Annotated in this window: 21 protein-coding genes; 2 read left to right on the top strand and 19 right to left on the bottom strand. The window is 39.9% G+C overall.

What is annotated here, in order from left to right; genetic code table 11:
- Positions 1-66 precede the first annotated feature (66 nt).
- The 5 genes from NG743_RS15845 to def all read right to left on the bottom strand — a co-directional run bounded on the left by NG743_RS15845 (position 67) and on the right by def (position 2,168).
- On the bottom strand, positions 67-873 hold the full coding sequence (locus NG743_RS15845; RefSeq protein WP_027403672.1) for a PD-(D/E)XK nuclease family protein: 807 nt from the start codon (positions 871-873) through the stop codon (positions 67-69).
- Between the two features lie 9 nt (positions 874-882).
- Entirely contained in the window at positions 883-1,047 is a 165-nt protein-coding gene (locus NG743_RS15840) for a type II toxin-antitoxin system RelE/ParE family toxin (RefSeq protein WP_257120417.1), read from the bottom strand.
- Positions 1,025-1,291 (bottom strand): ribbon-helix-helix domain-containing protein, encoded by a 267-nt coding sequence (locus NG743_RS15835; RefSeq protein ID WP_027403671.1) that lies wholly within the window; start codon positions 1,289-1,291, stop codon positions 1,025-1,027. Before NG743_RS15835 ends, NG743_RS15840 begins: the two co-directional genes overlap by 23 nt.
- Before the next feature lie 97 nt (positions 1,292-1,388).
- Positions 1,389-1,592: a hypothetical protein gene (locus tag NG743_RS15830; RefSeq protein WP_027403670.1), complete on the bottom strand. Its 204-nt coding sequence runs from the start codon at positions 1,590-1,592 to the stop codon at positions 1,389-1,391.
- 12 nt (positions 1,593-1,604) lie between these two features.
- On the bottom strand, positions 1,605-2,168 hold the full coding sequence (gene def / locus NG743_RS15825) for a peptide deformylase (protein ID WP_027403669.1): 564 nt from the start codon (positions 2,166-2,168) through the stop codon (positions 1,605-1,607).
- 294 nt (positions 2,169-2,462) lie between these two features.
- Here def and NG743_RS15820 point away from each other — a divergent pair, with 294 nt between their 5' ends.
- Entirely contained in the window at positions 2,463-3,584 is a 1,122-nt protein-coding gene (locus NG743_RS15820; RefSeq protein WP_027403668.1) for a ferrochelatase, read from the top strand.
- Positions 3,585-3,667: 83 nt separating this feature from the next.
- Here NG743_RS15820 and NG743_RS15815 read toward each other — a convergent pair whose 3' ends face one another.
- From NG743_RS15815 to NG743_RS15785, 7 genes are all read right to left on the bottom strand, one after another.
- Complete coding sequence (locus tag NG743_RS15815) at positions 3,668-4,318, bottom strand: Uma2 family endonuclease (protein WP_027403667.1); 651 nt, start codon at positions 4,316-4,318, stop codon at positions 3,668-3,670.
- Positions 4,319-4,323: 5 nt separating this feature from the next.
- Positions 4,324-4,779, bottom strand: a complete 456-nt coding sequence (locus tag NG743_RS15810) for a DUF29 domain-containing protein (RefSeq protein ID WP_027403666.1) — start codon at positions 4,777-4,779, stop codon at positions 4,324-4,326.
- 62 nt (positions 4,780-4,841) lie between these two features.
- Positions 4,842-7,703 carry a zinc-dependent metalloprotease gene (locus tag NG743_RS15805; protein WP_257120416.1) on the bottom strand — a complete coding sequence of 954 codons (2,862 nt, stop codon included), beginning with the start codon at positions 7,701-7,703 and terminating at the stop codon, positions 4,842-4,844.
- A 159-nt stretch (positions 7,704-7,862) separates the two neighbouring features.
- Positions 7,863-9,923 (bottom strand): ribonuclease catalytic domain-containing protein, encoded by a 2,061-nt coding sequence (locus NG743_RS15800; RefSeq protein ID WP_257120415.1) that lies wholly within the window; start codon positions 9,921-9,923, stop codon positions 7,863-7,865.
- Between the two features lie 292 nt (positions 9,924-10,215).
- On the bottom strand, positions 10,216-10,431 hold the full coding sequence (rpsR, locus tag NG743_RS15795; protein ID WP_027403663.1) for a 30S ribosomal protein S18: 216 nt from the start codon (positions 10,429-10,431) through the stop codon (positions 10,216-10,218).
- 2 nt (positions 10,432-10,433) lie between these two features.
- A complete protein-coding gene (gene rpmG, locus NG743_RS15790) occupies positions 10,434-10,628 on the bottom strand; it encodes a 50S ribosomal protein L33 (RefSeq protein WP_010998585.1) in 195 nt (64 codons plus the stop codon).
- Positions 10,629-10,675: 47 nt separating this feature from the next.
- Positions 10,676-11,230: an RDD family protein gene (locus NG743_RS15785; protein WP_027403662.1), complete on the bottom strand. Its 555-nt coding sequence runs from the start codon at positions 11,228-11,230 to the stop codon at positions 10,676-10,678.
- Positions 11,231-11,541: 311 nt separating this feature from the next.
- Here NG743_RS15785 and NG743_RS15780 point away from each other — a divergent pair, with 311 nt between their 5' ends.
- A complete protein-coding gene (locus tag NG743_RS15780) occupies positions 11,542-12,150 on the top strand; it encodes a hypothetical protein (protein WP_027403661.1) in 609 nt (202 codons plus the stop codon).
- Positions 12,151-12,304: 154 nt separating this feature from the next.
- On the opposite strand, the gene NG743_RS15775 is transcribed toward NG743_RS15780, so the two are convergent.
- From NG743_RS15775 to NG743_RS15745, 7 genes are all read right to left on the bottom strand, one after another.
- Positions 12,305-12,994 (bottom strand): J domain-containing protein, encoded by a 690-nt coding sequence (locus NG743_RS15775; RefSeq protein WP_027403660.1) that lies wholly within the window; start codon positions 12,992-12,994, stop codon positions 12,305-12,307.
- Positions 12,995-13,009: 15 nt separating this feature from the next.
- Complete coding sequence (gene cysK / locus NG743_RS15770; RefSeq protein ID WP_027403659.1) at positions 13,010-13,972, bottom strand: cysteine synthase A; 963 nt, start codon at positions 13,970-13,972, stop codon at positions 13,010-13,012.
- A 17-nt stretch (positions 13,973-13,989) separates the two neighbouring features.
- On the bottom strand, positions 13,990-14,427 hold the full coding sequence (locus NG743_RS15765; protein ID WP_027403658.1) for an RrF2 family transcriptional regulator: 438 nt from the start codon (positions 14,425-14,427) through the stop codon (positions 13,990-13,992).
- A 170-nt stretch (positions 14,428-14,597) separates the two neighbouring features.
- Positions 14,598-16,331 (bottom strand): iron uptake porin, encoded by a 1,734-nt coding sequence (locus NG743_RS15760; protein WP_257120409.1) that lies wholly within the window; start codon positions 16,329-16,331, stop codon positions 14,598-14,600.
- 803 nt (positions 16,332-17,134) lie between these two features.
- Positions 17,135-17,782: an IS607 family transposase gene (locus tag NG743_RS15755; RefSeq protein WP_027403656.1), complete on the bottom strand. Its 648-nt coding sequence runs from the start codon at positions 17,780-17,782 to the stop codon at positions 17,135-17,137.
- Between the two features lie 516 nt (positions 17,783-18,298).
- On the bottom strand, positions 18,299-19,354 hold the full coding sequence (gene psbD, locus NG743_RS15750) for a photosystem II D2 protein (photosystem q(a) protein) (protein WP_015080309.1): 1,056 nt from the start codon (positions 19,352-19,354) through the stop codon (positions 18,299-18,301).
- A gap of 708 nt (positions 19,355-20,062) precedes the next feature.
- Positions 20,063-20,866, bottom strand: coding sequence for an inositol monophosphatase family protein (locus tag NG743_RS15745; RefSeq protein ID WP_027403655.1), 804 nt, complete (start codon positions 20,864-20,866; stop codon positions 20,063-20,065).
- Positions 20,867-21,023 lie beyond the last annotated feature (157 nt).

Raw genomic sequence — 21,023 nt, 5'->3', positions numbered from 1 at the left:
AAACCACATTCTAACTTCTGTATTTCTTTCTTTGCGCCTTTGCGTGAGACAATCTTATTCATTAATTTAAAGTGATACTTCAGCAATATTTTCTAAATTAGGAAATTGCTGGTTAATATCTTCTGTTGCTTGTGTGATTTTTTGACGTTGACACCTCATGGTATATTGACAAGATTCACATATTTTCTGAGATTTGGCAATTTGTGGTAATGATATATTATTCTGATAATCTTTTACCCATTGTGTGAGATTGTCTAATAGTTGATTTAATTCCTGTGCTGTTTTCTGATGTTCTTTCTGATTATAACAAAATTTAATATTTTTAGTTTGCTCTTTTGATTGTACAAACCAGTAGGTTAGGGAAATATTTTCTAATAAATAGTTGCTAGTTTCTGCCATGACGTACAGATAAAGTTTTGTTTGCCAATTTTCAGCTAATGTTTCTCTTTTTGGTGGTTGGGGATAGGTTTTCCAGTCGAGAATTTGAGCTTGATTTTGGTCAGCAATTAATAAATCATAAATGACAGTCAGGAGATAATTACCAATTTGTAATGTTCGATAATGTTCGCTTTCTCGAAAAGTTTGATTATCAATATTAGTTATAAATATTTCTGGAGCAATTTTGCTAAAGTCAGTCATCCAATTTTGTAATTGAGGATCTGCTTGTAGTAATTTATTAATAGGTAAATCCATTTCTCGCTGCTGCATAAGCAAGTGAAACCGACTACCTAAAATTTGATATTCTTCGTGTTTAGGATCTAGAGGAGTATTTAGTTGTTCTAAGTAGCTATGTTGGAATTTACGGGGACAAACTGCGAGTAAGTTTAGATGTCCTTGGGAAAGTCGGAGTATGGGGGTAGAAGTTGGTAGCATGATTCTATTTTATTGATCTAAATCCAAAAATAAAGATTCTATATCTCTATACCCACTAACCACTCGAACAATGACAATACTATTTTCTAATAACCGATAAAAAATTATATAACTATCAATGGGAATACCTCTTAATGCAGAATATACTCCATTATTTTTTATTCTCACGAGCAATTCTAATTTTTTCTTGTAATCTAGCCATAACAACATCACTACTAACCACTTCACCTCGGTCAATTTGGGCAAGTCCTACAGCGACTTTTTTGCGTGTTTCTTGTTCCCATTCCTGATCCTCTTTTTTCCACTCGGATAACACTTTAAGTGCTTTAATTATCACATCGTCGGCATTGGTATAATGACCTGTGGCAATATAGGACTGGATCAGTTCTTCAGTTTCTGGTTTTAGTTGAATTTTCATGATTTATAATCATCAATTACTTAGTAAAAAATAAAAGGTAAAAGGGTGAAGTGTGCATTCCTCATTCATCCTCTTACCTTTTTCATATACCTGATGCTTATCCTATATTATCTCGTGCATCTCTCACTGCGGCAATAAAAAAGAATACGGTGAGAGGAATGCTCAAAGCTAGGATAATGGCAGTGGTTGGGACACCAAAATCTGGTTCTCCATAACTCAATTCAAAAACTGAACCAACAGCGGCGATCGCTGCAACACAAGCACCACCTAAAAATAAACCGCTTTTTGGAGTTAAATACACTACTAGACCACCCTATACTACTGGTTTCACTGCCTGATACGAGAAGCCATTTTTAGATAACTCTTCGTTTAAAGTCAAGGAATTTTCTACACGATCTACAAATACCACACCATTAAGGTGATCCAATTCGTGAAGAATACAGCGACCGAGTAAATCACCTGCTGTTAAGGTTTGGGGACGACCATATTCGTCCTTATAGGCGATTGTTACCACTTCTGGACGTTTTACATCTAGAAAGACATTAGGAATACTTAAGCACCCTTCCTGAGCCACACAGAGCTTACTGCTAACCTGTTTAATGGTAGGATTAATTAACACTAGTGGCGGATGATTAGGTTGATCTGGTTCGCAGTCAATAACGATAAGTTGTTTATTGATGCCAACTTGAGGTGCAGCCAAACCAATGCCATCTGAGCTATACATAGTTTGCAGCATTTCGCGCACTAGTTGGCGGAGTTCGTCATCTATTTTAGTAACCCGCTTTGCCGGTTGACGCAAAACGCGATCGCCTAAGTAGTGCATTTGCAAAGGTGGATTTTTTAATTTTTTCTTCTCGACAGCAATATCAGACGGCATGGTTTTTGATGGCTTGATAGTGAACAATATATTTTAATTCTATCGTTATTGGGGAGTGGGGAGTGGGGAGTGGGGAGTGGGGGGAGTGGGGGGAGTAGGGGGAGTAGGGGGCAGAGAGTGGGGGGTAGGGAGCTTTTTGTACAGGTTAATTTATGGGTGTAGATGTAGATGTGTATTTTTGTTTTTATTTTTATCCCATCCCCCTGGATAGGATATTATGCTACAAATTGATAGAGATAATCTAGTAATTGTCTAGGCTTGTCTCTCTGTTTTGGTTATCTTGAGGAACTCATTGTGGTTGCAACCCCCGAAAAACTGCACGCTACCCATAGCCACGATCATCTACCCAGTAAAGACCGTGTAGCCGTGTTACTTATGGGCTATGGCGAAGTTGAAAGCTATGAAGATTTTGCTAACTATAACGAACAAGCTTTAAATTTACTGACGGCTAAATTCGCTCCTGTTCCCACTTGGATTTATCCCCCTTTAGCAAAGCTTTTGGCATTATTCGATCGTCATGAATGGGGACACACGCATCATGATTTTATTTCCCCTCATAATGCCATTTTTGAAAGACAAAGAGCGGGTATTGAACACGAATTACAACATAAATGGGGTAATAGTGTTCAAGTTTTTAAAGCTTTTAACTTCTGCGCTCCTTTTTTACCAAACCAAGTTTTAGCCGAAATTAAAGATCAAGGCTTTAGCAAACTGCTGATTTATCCATTATTGGTTGTTGATTCCATTTTTACCAGTGGTATTGCGATTGAACAGGTGAATAATGCCCTGGTAGAATTAGCTGATGGTGATGAACATTGGATTAAAGCCCAAAAATATATTCCCTCGTTCTACAATGAGCCAAAATATATTGATTTAATGGCGCATTTGGTAGAAGAAAAAATTCATACTGATTTGGCTACAGGTTATTTACCTTCGCAAATTGGGATTATCTTGATGAATCATGGTTGTCCCCACAAAGCGAAAGGCTTTACTTCTGGGATTGATGAAAGTCAAGCCATGTATGAATTAGTCAGAAATAAGTTAATTAACAATTACCCGTTAATTTCTGTGGGTTGGTTAAACCATGATACCCCATTAATTGAATGGACTCAACCCAATGCTACCCAAGCTGCTCAAAATTTGATTCAATTGGGTGCAAAGGTATTGCTATTTATGCCCATTGGTTTCGCTACAGAAAATCATGAAACTTTGTTAGATGTACATCACATTATTCATGATTTGGAAAAACAACATCCAGATGTAGATTATTTACAAATGGCTTGTGTTAATGATGATCCACAATTTTTAGCGATGGTTGCTGAATGGGCAAATTCACATATTGCAGAGTTGATGGAAACTGAAGGTATGGCTGTTAATTCCCAATCAGCTATTACTCATCATCATCATCATCATTAAGTAGGGGTTGCTGAATAAGTCTTCTAGTAAAGGGAGGTGACAGGCACTTGTGCAAAATTAACAATGCCCCAAACTGCCAAAATTCAAGCCTCCTTTTGCTGAAACTGGTTCAATAACCAAGCACCAACTTCAGATTGACTCATTTCACGACTACGGCGTAAAGCTTCCTCTAAAATTGCAATTGCCAAACCAGGAAATACCTGTGATTCTCGAATACGTTTACTACCTTGATCTGCCATAGCATAAGCGATGATTTGGGCATTTTGGACATCTACTACCCAATATTCAGCCACACCTAAGTCTTCGTAGAGCGATCGCTTTGTCCCCAAATCATCAAGGAGAGATGTTTTCGCAATCTCAATCACCAAATCTGGTGCAGGATACAGATCAAGTTTGATAATACCTGTACCAGTGGGGATAGATTGGGCGCGTTCTCGCAAGTAATACGCCACATCAGGCTGACAGTCCTGAATACCAGTTTTACGAAAAGTAGTGGTGTCTAAACCTGTAGCTAGAATCCCTCTAATTGTCGCAAATAGAGTTACCGCAAAAATAATTACAACATGATCTTTACCGTGATCAAAACTAACTGGTGCCATTTCCAGCCTCATATACCCTTTATAGTAGTAACTTTTCGCTTTTTCGTTGAGCAAATTGACAATTATCTGCTCATAATCTGCCCAAGAAGTGTAAATCCATGTATCTGTGGGTAACTGGGTTTGTAACTCAATCATTTTCTTCAATATGGGAAAAAGTCAGATTTCATCACTGCATCAATATCAAAGGGACATTCAAGCGGAAAAACACCAAGAGATAAACCAGTTTCCGATGATGCTAAATCTCTAGCTTTTTGATAACATTCATTAAATACTTCTAAAAAATAATTCTTTAAACTAGGACTATCAGCAAAATCATCCTCTAAGCGGTTGCGATGTTCCTTAATGGTTGTGCGCCAACTATTCGTCCGTTTATCTGGTTGATACTGCCATTTTAACAGGTGCATCAACAAAATTCGTAAATTACTTTTAACTGATTTCTTATCATTATTTCCCATACTTGCTACTTCAGCAATTAGATTTTTAATATCTAATTCATCAAATCTTTTTTGTTGCAATAATTCAATAGTTGAATTAATCCATAAATTAAAGTCTTCATCATAGAGAACAGGAGATGAGGTGGTTAATATAGTTTTCATAAATACCTCTTGTTGTTCACATAAATTACTCCAACTTACCCGATTATAACGCTACGTCCAGACTAATTTCCTAGCAATGGTGCATTTAAGGTTTTCTCAATGCGATCGCGTGTTTCTAATAAGAAAGCCTGAGTATATTCATCTTCAGAACCCACCCGTTTTAATTTACTATTTAACTGCTTGAGTTTATACCAAGCTAAAGTTCGGGCATCTTCAGGAACAGATTCTTTTCGCAACACCATTTCCATCATTATTTCCAGGTATTCCCGTTGTAAACCTCTCCGCAAACTAGAAATTTGTAATTTACCTTGGGGTTGCAGAACTTCCGACCAAATCCCAGATTGTAAAGTATCAAATAATTCTGGCAAGGTGAGAGATTTTCCTGGTTCACTTTTTAATTCTAAATCCTTGAGACGAGTGAGGCGATCGCTTGCCAATAAATCCCGCAACACGGCAGTCTGCACCGACAAGACTAAATCATGAATCGGATAATCTAACCGTCCTTGCTGAATACTAGTCCCCCAATGTAACCACCGCGAAGGTACTAACTTATTCAGTAATTCCGGCGGAAATTTCAAAGCATCTTCCGCAAAAACATATTTTTGCATTGTCATCAATGCTTGTCGCTGTTGTTCTACCGGCACAGGAACAAATGGTAATTGTCCTTTAGTATCACTTGGTTTAACTCGGTAAAAAGACTGACCACCAATATATTTACTAGTATAGTATAAATTCCGTAAATAATTCCTCAAAATACTATTGAAACGCTCTTCTACATCGCTGGAACTCTCTTCATCTATAGTATATCCCTGATTTAATCGTTCCCACATCCGCCGCGCATTAGCCAATTGTGACTGAGAATAAACCAATACATTACCACTATGATCCCAAGGATTCACAGTGGGATCACTATTAGATAAATCCTCATCAGGAGCATAACTCAATTCCCGTTGATTAGATTGTCCTGCAATTGCCGCTAAAAACGACTTTTCTCCCAGGGTAGTTGTTGCTTGACTAGGACTATAACCATACTCAATTGCCCATTCATCATAAAGTCCCACCTGATTGGGAAAATAATCTCCCTGCTTGACACCATCAGGAGCAATATTAGGAGGAATATAATCCATAACCGATGCTGTCATCCCTTTAGTCCGGGTAATTTCTGGATTATTCATCTCAACAGGAGAGAGTAAGGTACTACCCCGGAAATTATGCCGCAGACCCAAAGTATGACCAACTTCATGGGTAATAATTAAACGTAAATATTGATGGATATAATCTTTTAACTGCTTTGGACTTGGTGGACTATTTCCCAACATAGACATTGCCAAAGAACCAAAAGCTAACTGATTAGATGCTTCCATGCCGTAGCATAAATCATAATCTGTCGCCAGTTTAGACAAATTGCCTAATGATTTGGGAGATTTTTGATTACCTTTGTCACACAAACGCCCATTGTTAACTAATGCTGATAAAGAAGTGCGAGTTTGTGAATTTTGAGGTTGAATAATTTGCCGATAATCATTTTTTAACAACCGGACAAAACTACCATCAATCAAAATATCCGCATCCAGAATTTCCCCAGTTAAGGGATTAACACGGGATGGACCCATCGCAAAAAAACCATCCACAGTATTAATCCAACGGATAGTATTATAGCGAATATCAGCCGGGTCCCAAGTAGCATTATCGGGCATTTGTTGGACTTGAATAGCATCCTTAAATCCCGCTTTCAAAAAGGCTTGATTCCACATCAAAACTCCCTCTTTGATAGCATCACGATATTCTAGAGGCACAGCATTATCAATCCAAAAAACAATCGGTTTTTTCGGTGGAGAAATTGCGGCTGTAGGATCTTGTTTTTCTAAATTCCAGCGATTAATATAACGAACAAAAGGATCTCTCCGTTCATCTTTAGATAAATCTTGATAAGCTGTGAGGAAATAACCTACCCGTTCATCAGCTAACCGAGGTTGATATTTACTTTTTGGTAATTCCGATAAACTATAATGCACTTTTAAGGTAAAAGCGCGACTATCAGGTAAAACATCCGAATTATTGCCTTCATACTTACCCGCATTAGCAAAATTGAAAATCGCTTCAAGTTCTAAATTACTGGGAAATACTTTTGCATTACCAAGATAAGCTTGTTCAGGACTAGCAGCTAATTCTAAATTAGTAGCTAATCCGGCTAAATCTGTAAGTAATAAATCACCTAAATCAATAATGATGGTTTTTCTTTCTGAATGAATACTTTTAATAGGAATAGTATAAAGCACAGAATCACTAAATGATCTAGCTACTGATTTGGCTTGGGGATCTCCCTCACGAGTCCGAAAATTGACATTACGAACCACAAACTGGATTTGGTTATCTATCTTTTGAAAATAGAATAAAAAGTCTTGTAATGGCATTCCACTATAAATACCCTTTTCACCAATTCCAGATTCCAAAGTTGAGTTTGCTAAAAAATTTTTTTTGAGTTGTTCCGGTCTAATTTCTAGATAGATTTTATTTTTATGCTTATGACGATAAATAGTAAAGATTCCCTCTAATTTTTGGGTATCCTTAGTAACTTCCGCAAAATCTTCTAATTCATCTTCCTTCGGTGATTTAGATTCAGGTTTAGTTTTTGGTTTCTCTGTTTCCTTATTAACTTGGAGAAAAGGTTGTTTTCCAACTTCCTTTAAATCTTTAAATACCCAAACAAAATTTTGTTGTTTGACCTGTTGATTCTCATCAATAACTGCTATTTTTGAATGTGGTAGTTTTAATTGTTGTAAAATTTCATCCACATTAGGGGTTTTTCTTTCTATTTCTATATCTGAATTACGATGATTATTTATTAATGATTGAGCGTTAGCAGTTCCTATAGACACAAATAGACTATTTAAAAAAATGAGAGATAAAGTAAATTTATTCATTCCCAAAGTCCCTAATAATTATTGCTTGATAGAAGGATGAAATTCAAACTCTTACTCTCTGCGACTCTGCGCCTCTGCGTGAGATATTATTTGAAAGGTTTTTGGCGAATATAATATGACTGCGCCACGCCAAAGGCGAACGCCTTAATCAGCAACGCCCTAATTTGTAATTGATTGGGCTTCCTGATACATAATTTCTTGGAAGTGAATCATATCTTTTTGGGGGTCAGCCAAACTAACTTTCACTAATAAATTTTCTCCTAAATTAACAGAACGGCGGAAAGACATAGGCAACTGTAAACCTAAATCTTCTAATAAAATTAATGCTAAATTGCTATCTTCTCGTAACCACATTAATACAGTCACCTGCCAAACTTGTTCAGGATGACGACGTAAATATTCTAAGGCGTAATATCTATTTGTTTGTCGTTCCACCATTGTTGCTTCCTGGGTAGTACTCATGACTGTCATCATCACTTCTTTGAGTTGTTCAGCAGAGAAAGGTAAACCTTCACCGCGTAAATGTGCTTTCAGTTGGAAGTGGGTGAGTAAGTCGCTGTAACGACGAATGGGAGAGGTAGCTTGAGTGTAGGTATCTAAACCTAACCCAGCATGACGCACCGGTGTAATGCTCATTTCGCTCTTAGGCATACAGCGACGCATGGCACAGGAACGGACAAAACCAGCGGGAAGTTGCAGTAATTCTTCGTCTGGTGGTAATTCTGGTTGAGGTTGACCGCGAAAGGGGAGAGGGATATTATGGGTTTGACCATAACGCGCTGCTACTTCGCCGGCGAGAATCATCATTTCTGCTACTAATTGGCGGGATGAAGAATCATCTAAAACATCAATATTAATATTATCGTCTTTGACTTTGATCATCGCTTCGGGCATATTGATACTGATAGCACCTTGACCATAACGCCAATTTTTGCGGATTTTTGCCCAATTAGCGATCGCCTCAATTTCCGGTTCAGCCTGTACTCCCAACTCCAACATCTCATCAACATCCTCGTAGGTGAGACGATAGGTAGGCTTGATCAAACCAGCGTGGATAGAATAATCCTCCACAGCCCCAACTGCATCTAAAATCACCCCAAAGCTGAGGGCGCAACAGACCTTCCCCTGTACCAAACTCATGGGACCTGTAGCCAACACCTCTGGAAACATTGGAATCATCCCTGTCGGTAAATAAACCGTACTCCCGCGTTTTCTGGCTTCCAAATCCAACTCATCATCTGGCATTAATAACCGAGTGGGATCAGCTATATGCACCCATAACCGTTCCTTCCCATCTGGTAATACCTCCCAACTCAAACCATCGTCTATTTCCGTCGTGCTTTCATCATCAATGGTGTACACCTTGAGATGTGTAAGATCGAGACGGTTTGTGTCCAAATCTGTAGGAGGAAAATCCAAACGTTTTTGCGCCACTTCTAATACCTTTTGCGGAAATTGAACGGAGATTGATGAACGGCGCAGAAACAGATTCTCATGGGAAGTCCACCAACCCAAATCTATCAAAAGTTGAAATGCCGCCTGGGGCGTAGCAGAACGTCCCAGCATATTCATAGTTTCTAATACTGGGGCTGAAGGCGGACAAGCACGAGCTAAAGAGTCGTAATTTACCTTGAGCATGACAACATCAGCTAACAAAGTCGCATACTTTTCTATGGCTTCTAAGCGTTGGCGGTCTAGTCGTTGCCATTCTACTACTTGTCCCTGAAGTGCTTGTTCTACACGGGCTAAAAATTCCTGCTGTCCCCTGGCTTTTTGGGATTCTACTTCGATCTGGTGTTTGCGTTCTGCTACTTGTGCCGTGCTGCGGGGTTCGTAAGCGTCTCCTTTCTGTTTGAAATAGAGTTTATCCTCCGATAACAAACAATGGGCTGCATAACACTGAGGAAGCGTGGATTCCGAAAATAATATATTTGCCAATTGGCTAGGAGTGACAGTTTCTCCATCTTCAATGAGTAGTTCCCACGCTATTTCTAGACTTGATGGATCTAGATAAGGTTGGACTTGACTTAAGAAATCAGCGATTTCGCCTGGTTTATAGGTTTGTCCATTCACTGTGTAGGTAAATTGGCGAGGTGCAAGACTGTGAGATTGACCCCGTTCATCTACTACAAACCAACGAGTTTTACCGTCTGGACGATCTACCACTCCTAGACGGCGATCGCTTTGAACCCTAAATTCAACTAACGTCCCCTTATCCACAACTGTCGCACTTTAATATTTTTAGATTTTTAGACTGGAGATTGCGGATTAAATAACGGGTATTTAATCCTTTATTTAATAATTTCCTATGAAGAATGCTATCACCTTTGACAATTTCATTCTCAAATTTAGCGATATCGTACCATTTTTGAGAATGAATTAATTAAATGTTTTTGGCAATTTCCTAACATTAAAATATTAAATTTTAGATTTTGGACTCAAAGTAACTGGGCAATATCCATGCAACTGCTACTTTTTTTGGATAATCCAAAATCCAAAATCCAAAATATTCTTAACCTTCGGCGTTAATGAAGGGTAACAAAGCCACAATCCGGGCGCGTTTAATGGCTAAAGTCAGGGCCCGTTGTTGCTGACAGGTTAAACCAGTGATTCTCCGAGGCAAAATCTTACCACGTTCGGTAAGAAACTTCCGCAACAAATCTACATCTTTGTAATCAATGGCATCTCCGGGCTTAATTGGAGAAAGGCGACGACGGTAGTAACTCATTCTTACTTAATTTCCTTGTGAACTGTGTGTTTATTGCAGTGGGTACAGAACTTTTTCAGTTCTAAACGGTTGGTTGTGTTCCTACGGTTCTTGGTACTGGTATAACGAGATACACCAGGAGAACGTTTATCTGGATTTGTCCGACACTCGGTGCATTCTAGTGTCACTATTATGCGCGCACCTTTACTTTTAGCCATAATCTTACAAACTGTAAAGCCTGGAGGATAATTAACACAAATGGTTATTATCTCATATTTCGGGGAAATTTTGCAACTAACCGTTTAATTTTTATATCTAATGAATAACCTCGACGGGAAGAAACTATAACCGTCCGAAAAAAGCGGTCATGGAAAGCCTGACGCATCTGAGTATCAGATAAAGCCGCACCTCCGTCAATGATTAAGGGAAGCAATAATACAACAGCAGCGGGATTGAGGATGATATTCCCCAGAAAAATGGATAATAATAAGCTAGAAAAGCAAATAATCCCTTCTCGCAGCAACAATGTCTGAAATTGAGGGATTCTGTTGACTATTTCCCTATTTACGACTTCTAGGATCTTTAAATCAAATGCCCAACGTCCTAAACTTTGTCCCTGATTGTTGTAAACTACGACTACGCGAAAAATTAACCAAGCAAAAATAAACACAAAGATTTGGGCAAATTGAATACCAATTTCATTACTTCTCACTATAGAACTCAGTAACCATGCACCGAAAAAGTCCATAGCTAAAGCCATTCCTCGACGAGTAAGATCCCCTTTGGGGTAGTGTCTTTGATTTACCTTAACAAGAGTCATACCCTTTACCTCGCTAGTGGTATAATTGTAGATTTATTGAGGCTGTATCCAATTTTGATTCCCTGGGATAAACAATACAACAAATAGTTGATTCTGATACGGCATTTATATTTAAATTAAGAGATAATAATTAAATCAGATTGCAGATTAATAAGGTACAGAATCTAAATTCAAAACCAGACAACAAGCTATTTTTACACCTGACTCCTGAATTCTGCTGTAGATCTTCAATTAATCTTGATGACCATCTGACACAAAATTAACAATTAGTTTCATAACTAATAACTAATAACTAATTAGGTCTTGTTCTGATGTCAAATATTTACAATACCCAAGAGTTAATTCAGATTTTGGCAATCGAACGCCAAGCTTGCTTAAAAGGAGAAAGGTTAAAGTTAGATATAACTGTTGCTAGTAATCCTGTTATAGATCCGTTTATTAAAACCGACGGGGTACAAAGATTCACAGCTTACCAAGATTTTAAAGCCTCTATTCATGAATATCAACGAGAAAATCAAGTTTCTGGAATTATCTGGAAAGATATTCATATTAAAGGTAAAAATCTCCATTATCCAGAAATTGATCCAGAATTGATTGCATTAGAAAGTGATTTAGAAATATTGAAAACTGCCAAATATTCTCTTTTAGAATTTTGGTATCTGGTGACAGAAGAAATGGATTTATATCTAAGTTTTAGTAATGGTAAACAACATCAAAAAGTCAACACAGTAGATGTAGAAAGAATTGTCCAAAGAACAGAATGGGCAACTTTATTAAAGTGGGAAAATCTGAACTTTCTAGAAATTATTTTACAATTAGGGTGGGGACAACCGCAAGAAGCAGCTTATAAACGAGGAAGACCACTAGCAGGTAGTGAATTTATTCATGCCGTCAATCCAGGATGTTATCCTATTGGTTAATATCAGGATAATCCAATGAACCGTATATGTATATAGCATTTCCTAGTTTAACGCGGTACAAATTTATCTGCGTTTATCTGCGCTCATCCTTTTGCATCTGCGGTTAATAATTTCGGCTCATCCGCACTTAAATGAGAATTGCTATACAATCTCATCAAGTAACTGATTCTTGCGCTTCCCGATACAATCTTTTCGCTATCCGAAATAATTCTTGTCCTGTGTGCAAATAACGATCATCATAGCTTAACGGGAAGTAGGCTAACTCCTCTATTCCATCTGCCACTTGACTCATACAATAGTAAATATGGGCGGCTGCGGCTGCAAAACTAGTAGGATTTGGCAAAGAACGAAACTTAATTTGTGCGTCTCGTAAATCTTCCCGACAGGATGCTAAATAATCTTGAAATTCGTCTAAAAGATCATCATCAAAAGGATCTGCGGCTAAGTCGTCAATTTGTGATTCTAAAGAATTGAGAATTGTCGAAAGTATCCGATTTACTGGTTTATAAACTAAACGTAGCCATTCTTCAACGTTTTCATCAACATCTTTTCTCGTTTTCCTAGTTGCTTTGTGGTGCTGTTGGGCATATTCTGCACGTTTTTGGCGAACTTGATGGAATTTTTGCTGACTGTGACGGAGTTTTTCGTCGTAATTGAAACGACTTTTACCGTCACTTAAAACTTCATAAGCAGCATTAACACGAATAATTTGTTCATTGTCTGTGATTTCTTGATTACTATCAGGATGAAAAATTTTCACCAAGCGGCGATAAGCTTGTTTAATCTCCGCAAGACTGGCATTATTACTAACTTTTAGGGTGTCGTAGTGGTTAAAATCGGACATGAATCGAATAGATTGTTAATTGGTGCTAGTTGCTGTTTTCGCTTCTAGGTCTTGGAATAAAGGTGTACTTAAATATCTCTCACCGAAACTAGGCTGAATCATCACAATTAAGCGTCCTTGATTCTCTGGACGTTGGGCAACACGAACCGCTGCACAGAGGGCTGCACCACTGGAAATGCCCGATAGTAGCCCTTCCTCCCTGGCTAATTTGCGACTAAAGGCGATCGCCTCCTCATCAGTCACCGTAATTACCTCATCAATCAATTCTACCTTTAAGACCTGGGGAATAAAACCTGCCCCAATGCCCTGAATTTTATGGGGACCTGGTTTACCCCCCGATAATATCGGGCTATTAGCTGGTTCGACAGCGATCGCCTGAAAACTTGGTTTCCGGTCCTTCAAAACTTCCGCCACCCCCGTAATCGTCCCTCCAGTCCCCACTCCCGCCACAATCATATCCACCAATCCATCCGTATCTGACCAAATTTCCTCCGCCGTAGTTTCCCGGTGAATTTGGGCATTAGCCGGATTGCGGAACTGTTGCAACATATAGGAGTATGGTGTTCTGTCCACAATCTCCTGCGCCCGCCGAATCGCCCCACTCATCCCCTCAATTCCCGGCGTGAGTTCCAATTGGGCCCCATAAGCCCTTAACATTGCCCGCCGTTCCGCACTCATCGTTTCCGGCATAGTTAAAATTAATTGATACCCCTTAGCTGCCGCTGCCATAGCCAAGGCAATACCAGTATTTCCCGATGTTGGTTCTACCAGAATCGTCTTCCCCGGGGCAATTAATCCTTCCTTTTCCGCCGCCATAATCATACTTACCCCAATGCGGTCTTTTACCGATGAGGAAGGGTTCATACTTTCCAATTTCACGAGAATTGTCGCCACACAACCTGATTCTTGAGGAATCCGGTTTAACTTCACTAAAGGTGTCCGTCCCACCAATTCCGTAATATTCTCAACAATCCGCATCATAAAATTTTCCGTCTTCAAATGTAGTACATGATATCCAACTGCTTCCGGGAATCCCGTTTTTCACAAAGATCCTGAAGCGAATAATTTTGTAACACTAAATTTGCCGCTTGACGTGCTTCCTGCCAAATTTCTGACACCACAGAATTATCTAAACTTGTGGGTTTAGTATTTTGTTCACCAGTCTGCACATCCAAACCTTCCAAACATTCTAAAATTTCAAAGATACTAATTTTTCGAGGTTCTCGCGCCAGTAAATAGCCACCTTTTGAACCCCGTTGACTTTTAACTATACCCCGCCGCCGCAAAGTTGCTAACAGTTGTTCTAAATAGCGATCAGGTATCTTTTGTTGCAGAGCGATTTGCCGAATTTGCATCGGTTCACCGTTGTCATAATGAGTAGCCATCTCTAATAACGCCAAAATTGCGTATTCAGATTTACATGATAGTTCCACAAGCAGTAGTCCAAGATCAAAATTGAAGGATAAAAATGAGCAAAACCTGACAGTTCATCTCTTTTACAGTATACTCCGGTTCTCCACTGGGGTTTTTACTCCCCACAAAAAAACCCCGCCATGGGGCAGGGTCAAATCACGTTGAAACTTATTAACAAACTTTTAACTATTTAGAAGCTAAAAGTTGTTCTGAGTGTACCAACAAAGGCATCATTACTGGTATTATTTTGTCCAGGAGATGCCACCCAGATAACTCCAGGAGTTACGGATACATTTTCAGAAACGCGATACTTATAGAAGCCTTCTACTTGGTATGGAGTCTCTCTACCAGTCGCACCTAGTGAGTAAGGTTGAGCGCCACCGAAGATACCCAAGACGTTACCTTTCTTACCAAAATCAGGTAAAGCTAAACCTGCACCATAGCTCCAAGCTTCTTTATCATCATTAGCTCCAAAGCCTGTAACATCATGGTAGGAAACGAAACCACTCAAAGACAGTTTATCGCTAGGCTTGATAGCTGCGGAAATACCGTAGGAGTTGCTGGAAGAGGCACTAGCAATACCTGTTGCTGAATTAACGCCTAAAGTATTCGCTTGTGCAGTACCTACTAAAGCACCAGTACCAAGTCCTGAATCAAATAAGGTAGTACCTGCTTTTTGATAACCATGGACATAGGTGGCAGCCAAAGCGACGCGATTACCAACGTTAAAATTTAACTGACCTAAAGCCGCATAGTTGCCATCAAACAAGCCATTGCTGGGACTAGGATCATTAGCACTTGAAGCTAAGTAACCTAATGTGAGAGAACTTGGTTTCAAGAAACTATCACCAGGTTTCCCAAAGGGTACATTCAAGGCAATACCAGAACCACCACCAATCCGGTAGATGGGGTTTTCAGATGCGAAGGTACTTAAAGCCCCTTTACCACCATCTGTTTTATCAAAAAAGTAAGGATTGTTAACAGCGGCATAATCACTATGTTGCCCACCACTAGCTGAAAGATAAACTCTTGCAGGTCCTACAGGGGCTTCATAGGTTAACTTGTCAATTTTAACGCTGTTAGCTGGGCTAGTTGCACCAACTTCAAAGGTTTGTTTGCCAACTCCACCGGACGCAATAGGACTATTCGCATTATCTCGGAGACTAAAGCCTGTGGCATTACCAGCAGCCAAACGGGTGGTTAATATATCTCTACCCGTAAAGCTGGTTTCTAAACCTAAGCGCACTCTATCCTGGAAAACTGCCCGGTTAGCTTTGCCTGTTTCACCACCAAAAACGTCGGTGACAGCAAAAATAGCTTCACCTTTTAACTTAGTGGTAGTGGAGAATTGATTGGCTTCTAATTCAGCAGTCCGCCCTTCTAAAGCATCTACTCGACCGCGTAAAGTTGCCAATTCCGCAGAAAATTCTTCTTGCAACCGCTGCAATGTTGCTAAATCCTGTTTTGTTACCATATCAGCGGTTGCTGTGGCAATCAATTCATTTACACGATCTAAACAAGAATTTAAACCAGCAGCAAATTCGTAACGGCTTAAAGCCCGATTACCGCGATATGTGCCATTGGGATAACCTGCAATACAGCCATAGCGCTCTACCAAAGATTGCAAAGCTTGGAATGCCCAATCTGTAGGTTGCACGTCAGAGAATTGGGAAACTGATGTTACCTGATTTAAAGAAGTATTGTTTTCGTTGCTGTAGCGGTTAACCTGAGCCAAAACTTGGGCTTCTTTGGTTTCTGTTGCCAATGTTGCTGGCTTTTCAGAAACTGCTGTTGTCGAGGAAGTTTCTATTGCCGATGCGTCCTGGGTGGTACTGGGTGCGGCGATCGCTGTTGAAGATACTAACAGTGCTGCTCCCAAAATTGCTGGGCTAACCACTAAGGATTTCCACAAAATATTAGACATTTTTTCTTTTCTCCTCACACCTTTATATGGATAACTTGAGTTCGCTGTAGCCAACTGGTTACAAGTGCGAAATCTTGTTGAAACCTGTGTAATAGGCATGGCTGCCACTATTACCACAATCATAGCTTTCACAAGGCTAACAATTGATTAACTAATTGTTAAACTTTAATGCAATTAACTTATGCAAAAACTTTCAACTATATCCTGTGGTTATATTATCACTTTTTCTAATAACCAACATAAGATTTTCTGTTTAAGTACGTATGTATACTCAACACGGGTGAGATTTAAACTTTTGCCAAATGACAAACAACCCAGATGTGTAGGGGTCAAGCAAGAGCTTCATTGGTGTCAACTTAAGCTCAAATCCCTACCACATCTCGTTTCTAGTCTCTGACTAGGAATGCAGTTGATGAGGCTCTGCCTCTAATATCATTGAAGGCAGAGCCTTCTAGAATTCATTCCCAGCCAGAGACTGGGAATGAGATGAAAATCGCTGAAAACTTCTTTACTCTTGCCTCTTGCCTTGCTAAGTAATTGGACAAAAATATTTATAGTCATTGCGAGCGAAGGGAAGCAATCACAACCCTTGGAATTGCTTCATTTCACTGCGTTATATATGGTTAACGCCACGCTGCGCTAACGCAATGACATTGTGTAATTAATTCTGTTTCACTACTTATAACGACAATTTTCAACGCCAACCTACTTATAGTGGTCTGTCGAGCTTAAAATGAAGCATTGTTTTCGACTTGACAATATTTATTGATACTTCTTTAGTATATACCCATATCTATCCACTGTCAACTGTTTTGGATAGATTCTTGGACAACTTTGGACACGTTGTCCAGTAGTTTTTTGTTCTTGTGACTTCGCGAACCATACAGTCTTGCTGAAAAAACAGTAATGAGTTCAATCATGTCTGTTACTAATTCTTGTTCAAAAGTGGTTTCTTCGATTGATTTATTGATAATGACAACTTCAGTTTCAAATTCTTCGCACATTGCAAATACAATCTCAGAACCAAACCGGAGAAGTCTATCCTTATGAGTCAGGACTAATCTACCTACATCACCTTGCATAATCCGTTTCAGTAGTTTTTGAAGACCTTTTTTATTGTAATTTAAACCACTACCTAAGTCAGATATAGTCTCAAACTGCCAACCATTACTTCCGCTAAAAGCTTCTAAAACCTTTATCTGCCTAGATAAATCATCTTTTTGGTCATGGCTAGAAACGCGGGCATAATTGATAGTTATGCGGTCTTCTAACTGATTAAAATCTCGCGGTGTAATTCGTTTAATATCTGTAAGAAAAAATCTTCTATGCCCTGATGGACTGCGTTCAAATCGCAATTTACCAGCATCAGCCCATCTACGAACAGTTTTTACTGACACACAAAGCTCTTTAGCAGCATCACCTATTGAAATAGTCACTTCTTGGTTTTCCATATCATTAACTCCCTTGCTTGACTAAGTTAATTATATGGACGTTCCGTAACATAAGGCTAGTTATGGGTAGAAATTGCTGAACAGTTTAAAACCCTTAAAAACTATCCGCCCTGATTTAGATTAGATAATCTAAGTCAGGGCGGTCTAGCGGGTCTTCAAGTTGCAACCAGACTGCCGGAGGGAACTCCGATGTTAAGCCTAGTTAGTTGAGCTAACTTAGTATCTCAAGAGAACTAAAGCTAACTTTTAGAGAACAGCCCCGGCGCACAGCCGGCTAACTGCAACTTGATGACCCATGCGTATACTACTTTCTATCATGGGCATCACCTCCTTGTTGCCTAAATGGTCTTAGTTTCAAAAGGGGCAAAGCAAAATGCTTTGGGTTTGTAACCTGAGACTACTATAACACAACTGCGAAAATTTGCAATACCCTGATTTCAATTTCTGCCACAAAAAAACCCTCACCAATGAGGTGAGGGCTAACTAACAAAGATAAATTCAGGGTAAATTCCAGAGTTAGAGAGCGTTACCACGTGGTAATACTTCTTCTGGGAATACAAACTGTTCGTGGGGTTGATCTTGAGGAGCCATCCAAGCGCGGATACCCTCATTCAACAAAATATTTTTGGTATAGAAAGTTTCAAACTCTGGGTCTTCTGCTGCCCGTAATTCTTGGGAAACGAAGTCATAAGCTCGCAGGTTTAATGCTAAACCAACGATCCCAATGGAACTCATCCACAAGCCTGTAACTGGTACAAACAACATGAAGAAGTGTAACCAACGTTTGTTGGAGAAAGCAACTCCGAAAATCTGTGACCAGAAACGGTTTGCTGTCACCATGGAGTAGGTTTCTTCAGCTTGGGTGGGGTTGAAGGCGCGGAAAGTGTTTGAACCTTCACCGTCTTCAAATAGGGTGTTTTCTACTGTGGCACCGTGAATGGCACAAAGTAAAGCTCCACCTAAGATTCCCGCTACACCCATCATGTGGAAGGGGTTAAGTGTCCAGTTGTGGAAACCTTGGAGGAATAAGAGGAAACGGAAAATTGCGGCTACTCCAAAGCTAGGTGCAAAGAACCAGCTAGATTGTCCTAAAGGATACATCAGGAACACACTGACGAATACGGCGATAGGACCGGAGAAAGCAAGAGCATTATAAGGACGAAGACCGACAAGACGGGCTACTTCAAATTGGCGTAACATGAAGCCAATCAAACCGAATGCGCCATGTAGGGCGACGAAAGGCCACAAACCACCGAGTTGAATCCAACGGGTGAAGTCACCTTGAGCTTCAGGTCCCCACAGGAACAACAGGGAGTGTCCCATGCTGTTGGCTGGTGTGGATACTGCTACTGTTAAAAAGTTAGCTCCTTCTAAGTAAGAAGATGCTAGTCCGTGGGTGTACCAGGAGGTGACGAAGGTTGTACCGGTTAGCCAACCGCCTAATGCGAGGAAGGCACAGGGGAATAGTAATATTCCTGACCAACCTACGAATACAAAGCGATCGCGCTTTAGCCAGTCGTCTAATACGTCAAACCACCCTCTACTGGGGGCGCGTCCAACTGCGATGGTCATGAGAGCAAATCTCCAAAATGTTTTATAAGTACGGATTTTATGCGTTTGTGGCAGGCGAATATTATTCACTTACACAAATCTAACCAGATTGTCAATCTAGTTTACAATTTTTTACGCTTTCTATCATAATAGGTGAAAATCTCTAATTTTGCTAGTGGGCTAAGAAATAAATTTTATTTGGGGATGATCATAGAGACGTTGTATGTAAAACAAGTAACTTGTTGAGAGAGGGAACAGGGAACAGGGAATAGGGAACAGGGAATAGGGAATAGGGAATAGGGAATAGGGAACAGGGAACAGGGAACAGGGAATAGGGAACAGGGAATAGGGAATAGGGAACAGGGAATAGGGAATAGGGATACTGAAAACGGTTCATAGTTTAACCAAATATGAAACCCCTCTCCAAACCTCTCCCCGCACCCCTCCCTGACCCTCCCCTACAAGGGAGGGAAAAGGAGCAGCTTTTATAATTGGAGAGGCTTTGAACTTGTTCCGGGTTTGATGACAATTTGCTGTAAGAGTTCCCTGTTCCCTGCCCTCACAGACAACTTATTCAGCAAGCCTTACTTATGGAGAAGATTTACAAGTAACGGATATTTAATTTCGCCAGATGCAAAAAAGTAAAATCCATCAAAACCTATTGCCTCTTGCCTCTTGCCTCTTGCCTTGCCATAACGACAATTTTTAACGCCAACCTACTGAGAAAACTTATGTCCAACTAGATAAACGGGGAACTTGCATCAATTCCTGACTAAGTTTTTTGTGAATATGACCGTTAGTGGCCAGAATTCTCCCCGACTGAATGTTTATCGGAGTTCCATCATAGGCAGTGACGTTACCTCCCGCTTCCTGAACCAATATTATTCCAGCCACAACATCCCAAGGTGCAATTCCCCTTTCCCAATAACCATCAACTCTCCCACAGGCTACATAAGCTAAATCCAAGGCTGCTGCACCATCACGTCTGACACCTTGGGTAAGATGGGTAAGATGACAAAACTCTGCATAATTGTTGTCAGCAGTTTCCCTGCGATCATAAGCAAATCCACTAACTAACAAGCTTTTACCTAATTCCGCTGTTTGGGAAACCTGAATAGGGCGACGGTTACGAGTTGCACCTAAGCCAGCAGCAGCCCGAAATAATTCATCACGAAAAGGGTCATAAATTACCCCTACCTTGGGGACACCGTGAATTAGCAACCCAATGGAAACAGCGAAACAGGGGTATTGATGGGCGTAATTAGTCGTACCATCGAGAGGGTCAATAGCCCAGAGAAATTCATTATCTTGGTTCCCCAGTTTTCCCGACTCTTCAGCGAGGATGGAATGCTGGGGAAAATGACGACGCAATACTTCTAAAATTACCTGTTCAGAAGCTTTATCAGCAGCGGTAACTAAATCACCAGGACGACCTTTTTCGGTGATTACGTTTTCTAATTTACCTAAATAATCTTGTAAAACTACACCTGCGGCTAAAGCTGCTTCTGTAGCAATATCTAGAAAAATTTGCATATTTGTTAGTTGTCAGTGGTCAGTTGTCCGTTGTTGGTCGTTATACTCTTACATTTAAGGGAACACCAAAAAATAAATTACCCAATTTTGTGGGATGGGCATACTATGGCTAACGCCACGCTACGCGAACGACAAGCTCAGCACAAGTCCTGCCCGT

It is taken from the genome of Dolichospermum heterosporum TAC447 (assembly GCF_024584745.1).
GTDB classification, from domain to species: domain Bacteria; phylum Cyanobacteriota; class Cyanobacteriia; order Cyanobacteriales; family Nostocaceae; genus Dolichospermum; species Dolichospermum heterosporum.
Note: the sequence above shows the minus strand (reverse complement) of the source record. Positions and strands in the feature narration are given on the sequence as shown.

Coding starts and splice junctions, on each gene's coding strand:
- NG743_RS15845 (WP_027403672.1), bottom strand. CDS start 873: ATGCTACCAACTTCTACCCCCATACTCCGACTTTCCCAAGGACATCTA.
- NG743_RS15835 (WP_027403671.1), bottom strand. CDS start 1,291: ATGAAAATTCAACTAAAACCAGAAACTGAAGAACTGATCCAGTCCTAT.
- def (WP_027403669.1), bottom strand. CDS start 2,168: ATGCCGTCTGATATTGCTGTCGAGAAGAAAAAATTAAAAAATCCACCT.
- NG743_RS15815 (WP_027403667.1), bottom strand. CDS start 4,318: ATGATTGAGTTACAAACCCAGTTACCCACAGATACATGGATTTACACT.
- NG743_RS15810 (WP_027403666.1), bottom strand. CDS start 4,779: ATGAAAACTATATTAACCACCTCATCTCCTGTTCTCTATGATGAAGAC.
- NG743_RS15805 (WP_257120416.1), bottom strand. CDS start 7,703: ATGAATAAATTTACTTTATCTCTCATTTTTTTAAATAGTCTATTTGTG.
- rpsR (WP_027403663.1), bottom strand. CDS start 10,431: ATGAGTTACTACCGTCGTCGCCTTTCTCCAATTAAGCCCGGAGATGCC.
- rpmG (WP_010998585.1), bottom strand. CDS start 10,628: ATGGCTAAAAGTAAAGGTGCGCGCATAATAGTGACACTAGAATGCACC.
- NG743_RS15785 (WP_027403662.1), bottom strand. CDS start 11,230: ATGACTCTTGTTAAGGTAAATCAAAGACACTACCCCAAAGGGGATCTT.
- NG743_RS15780 (WP_027403661.1), top strand. CDS start 11,542: ATGTCAAATATTTACAATACCCAAGAGTTAATTCAGATTTTGGCAATC.
- NG743_RS15775 (WP_027403660.1), bottom strand. CDS start 12,994: ATGTCCGATTTTAACCACTACGACACCCTAAAAGTTAGTAATAATGCC.
- cysK (WP_027403659.1), bottom strand. CDS start 13,972: ATGCGGATTGTTGAGAATATTACGGAATTGGTGGGACGGACACCTTTA.
- NG743_RS15760 (WP_257120409.1), bottom strand. CDS start 16,331: ATGTCTAATATTTTGTGGAAATCCTTAGTGGTTAGCCCAGCAATTTTG.
- NG743_RS15755 (WP_027403656.1), bottom strand. CDS start 17,782: ATGGAAAACCAAGAAGTGACTATTTCAATAGGTGATGCTGCTAAAGAG.
- psbD (WP_015080309.1), bottom strand. CDS start 19,354: ATGACCATCGCAGTTGGACGCGCCCCCAGTAGAGGGTGGTTTGACGTA.
- NG743_RS15745 (WP_027403655.1), bottom strand. CDS start 20,866: ATGCAAATTTTTCTAGATATTGCTACAGAAGCAGCTTTAGCCGCAGGT.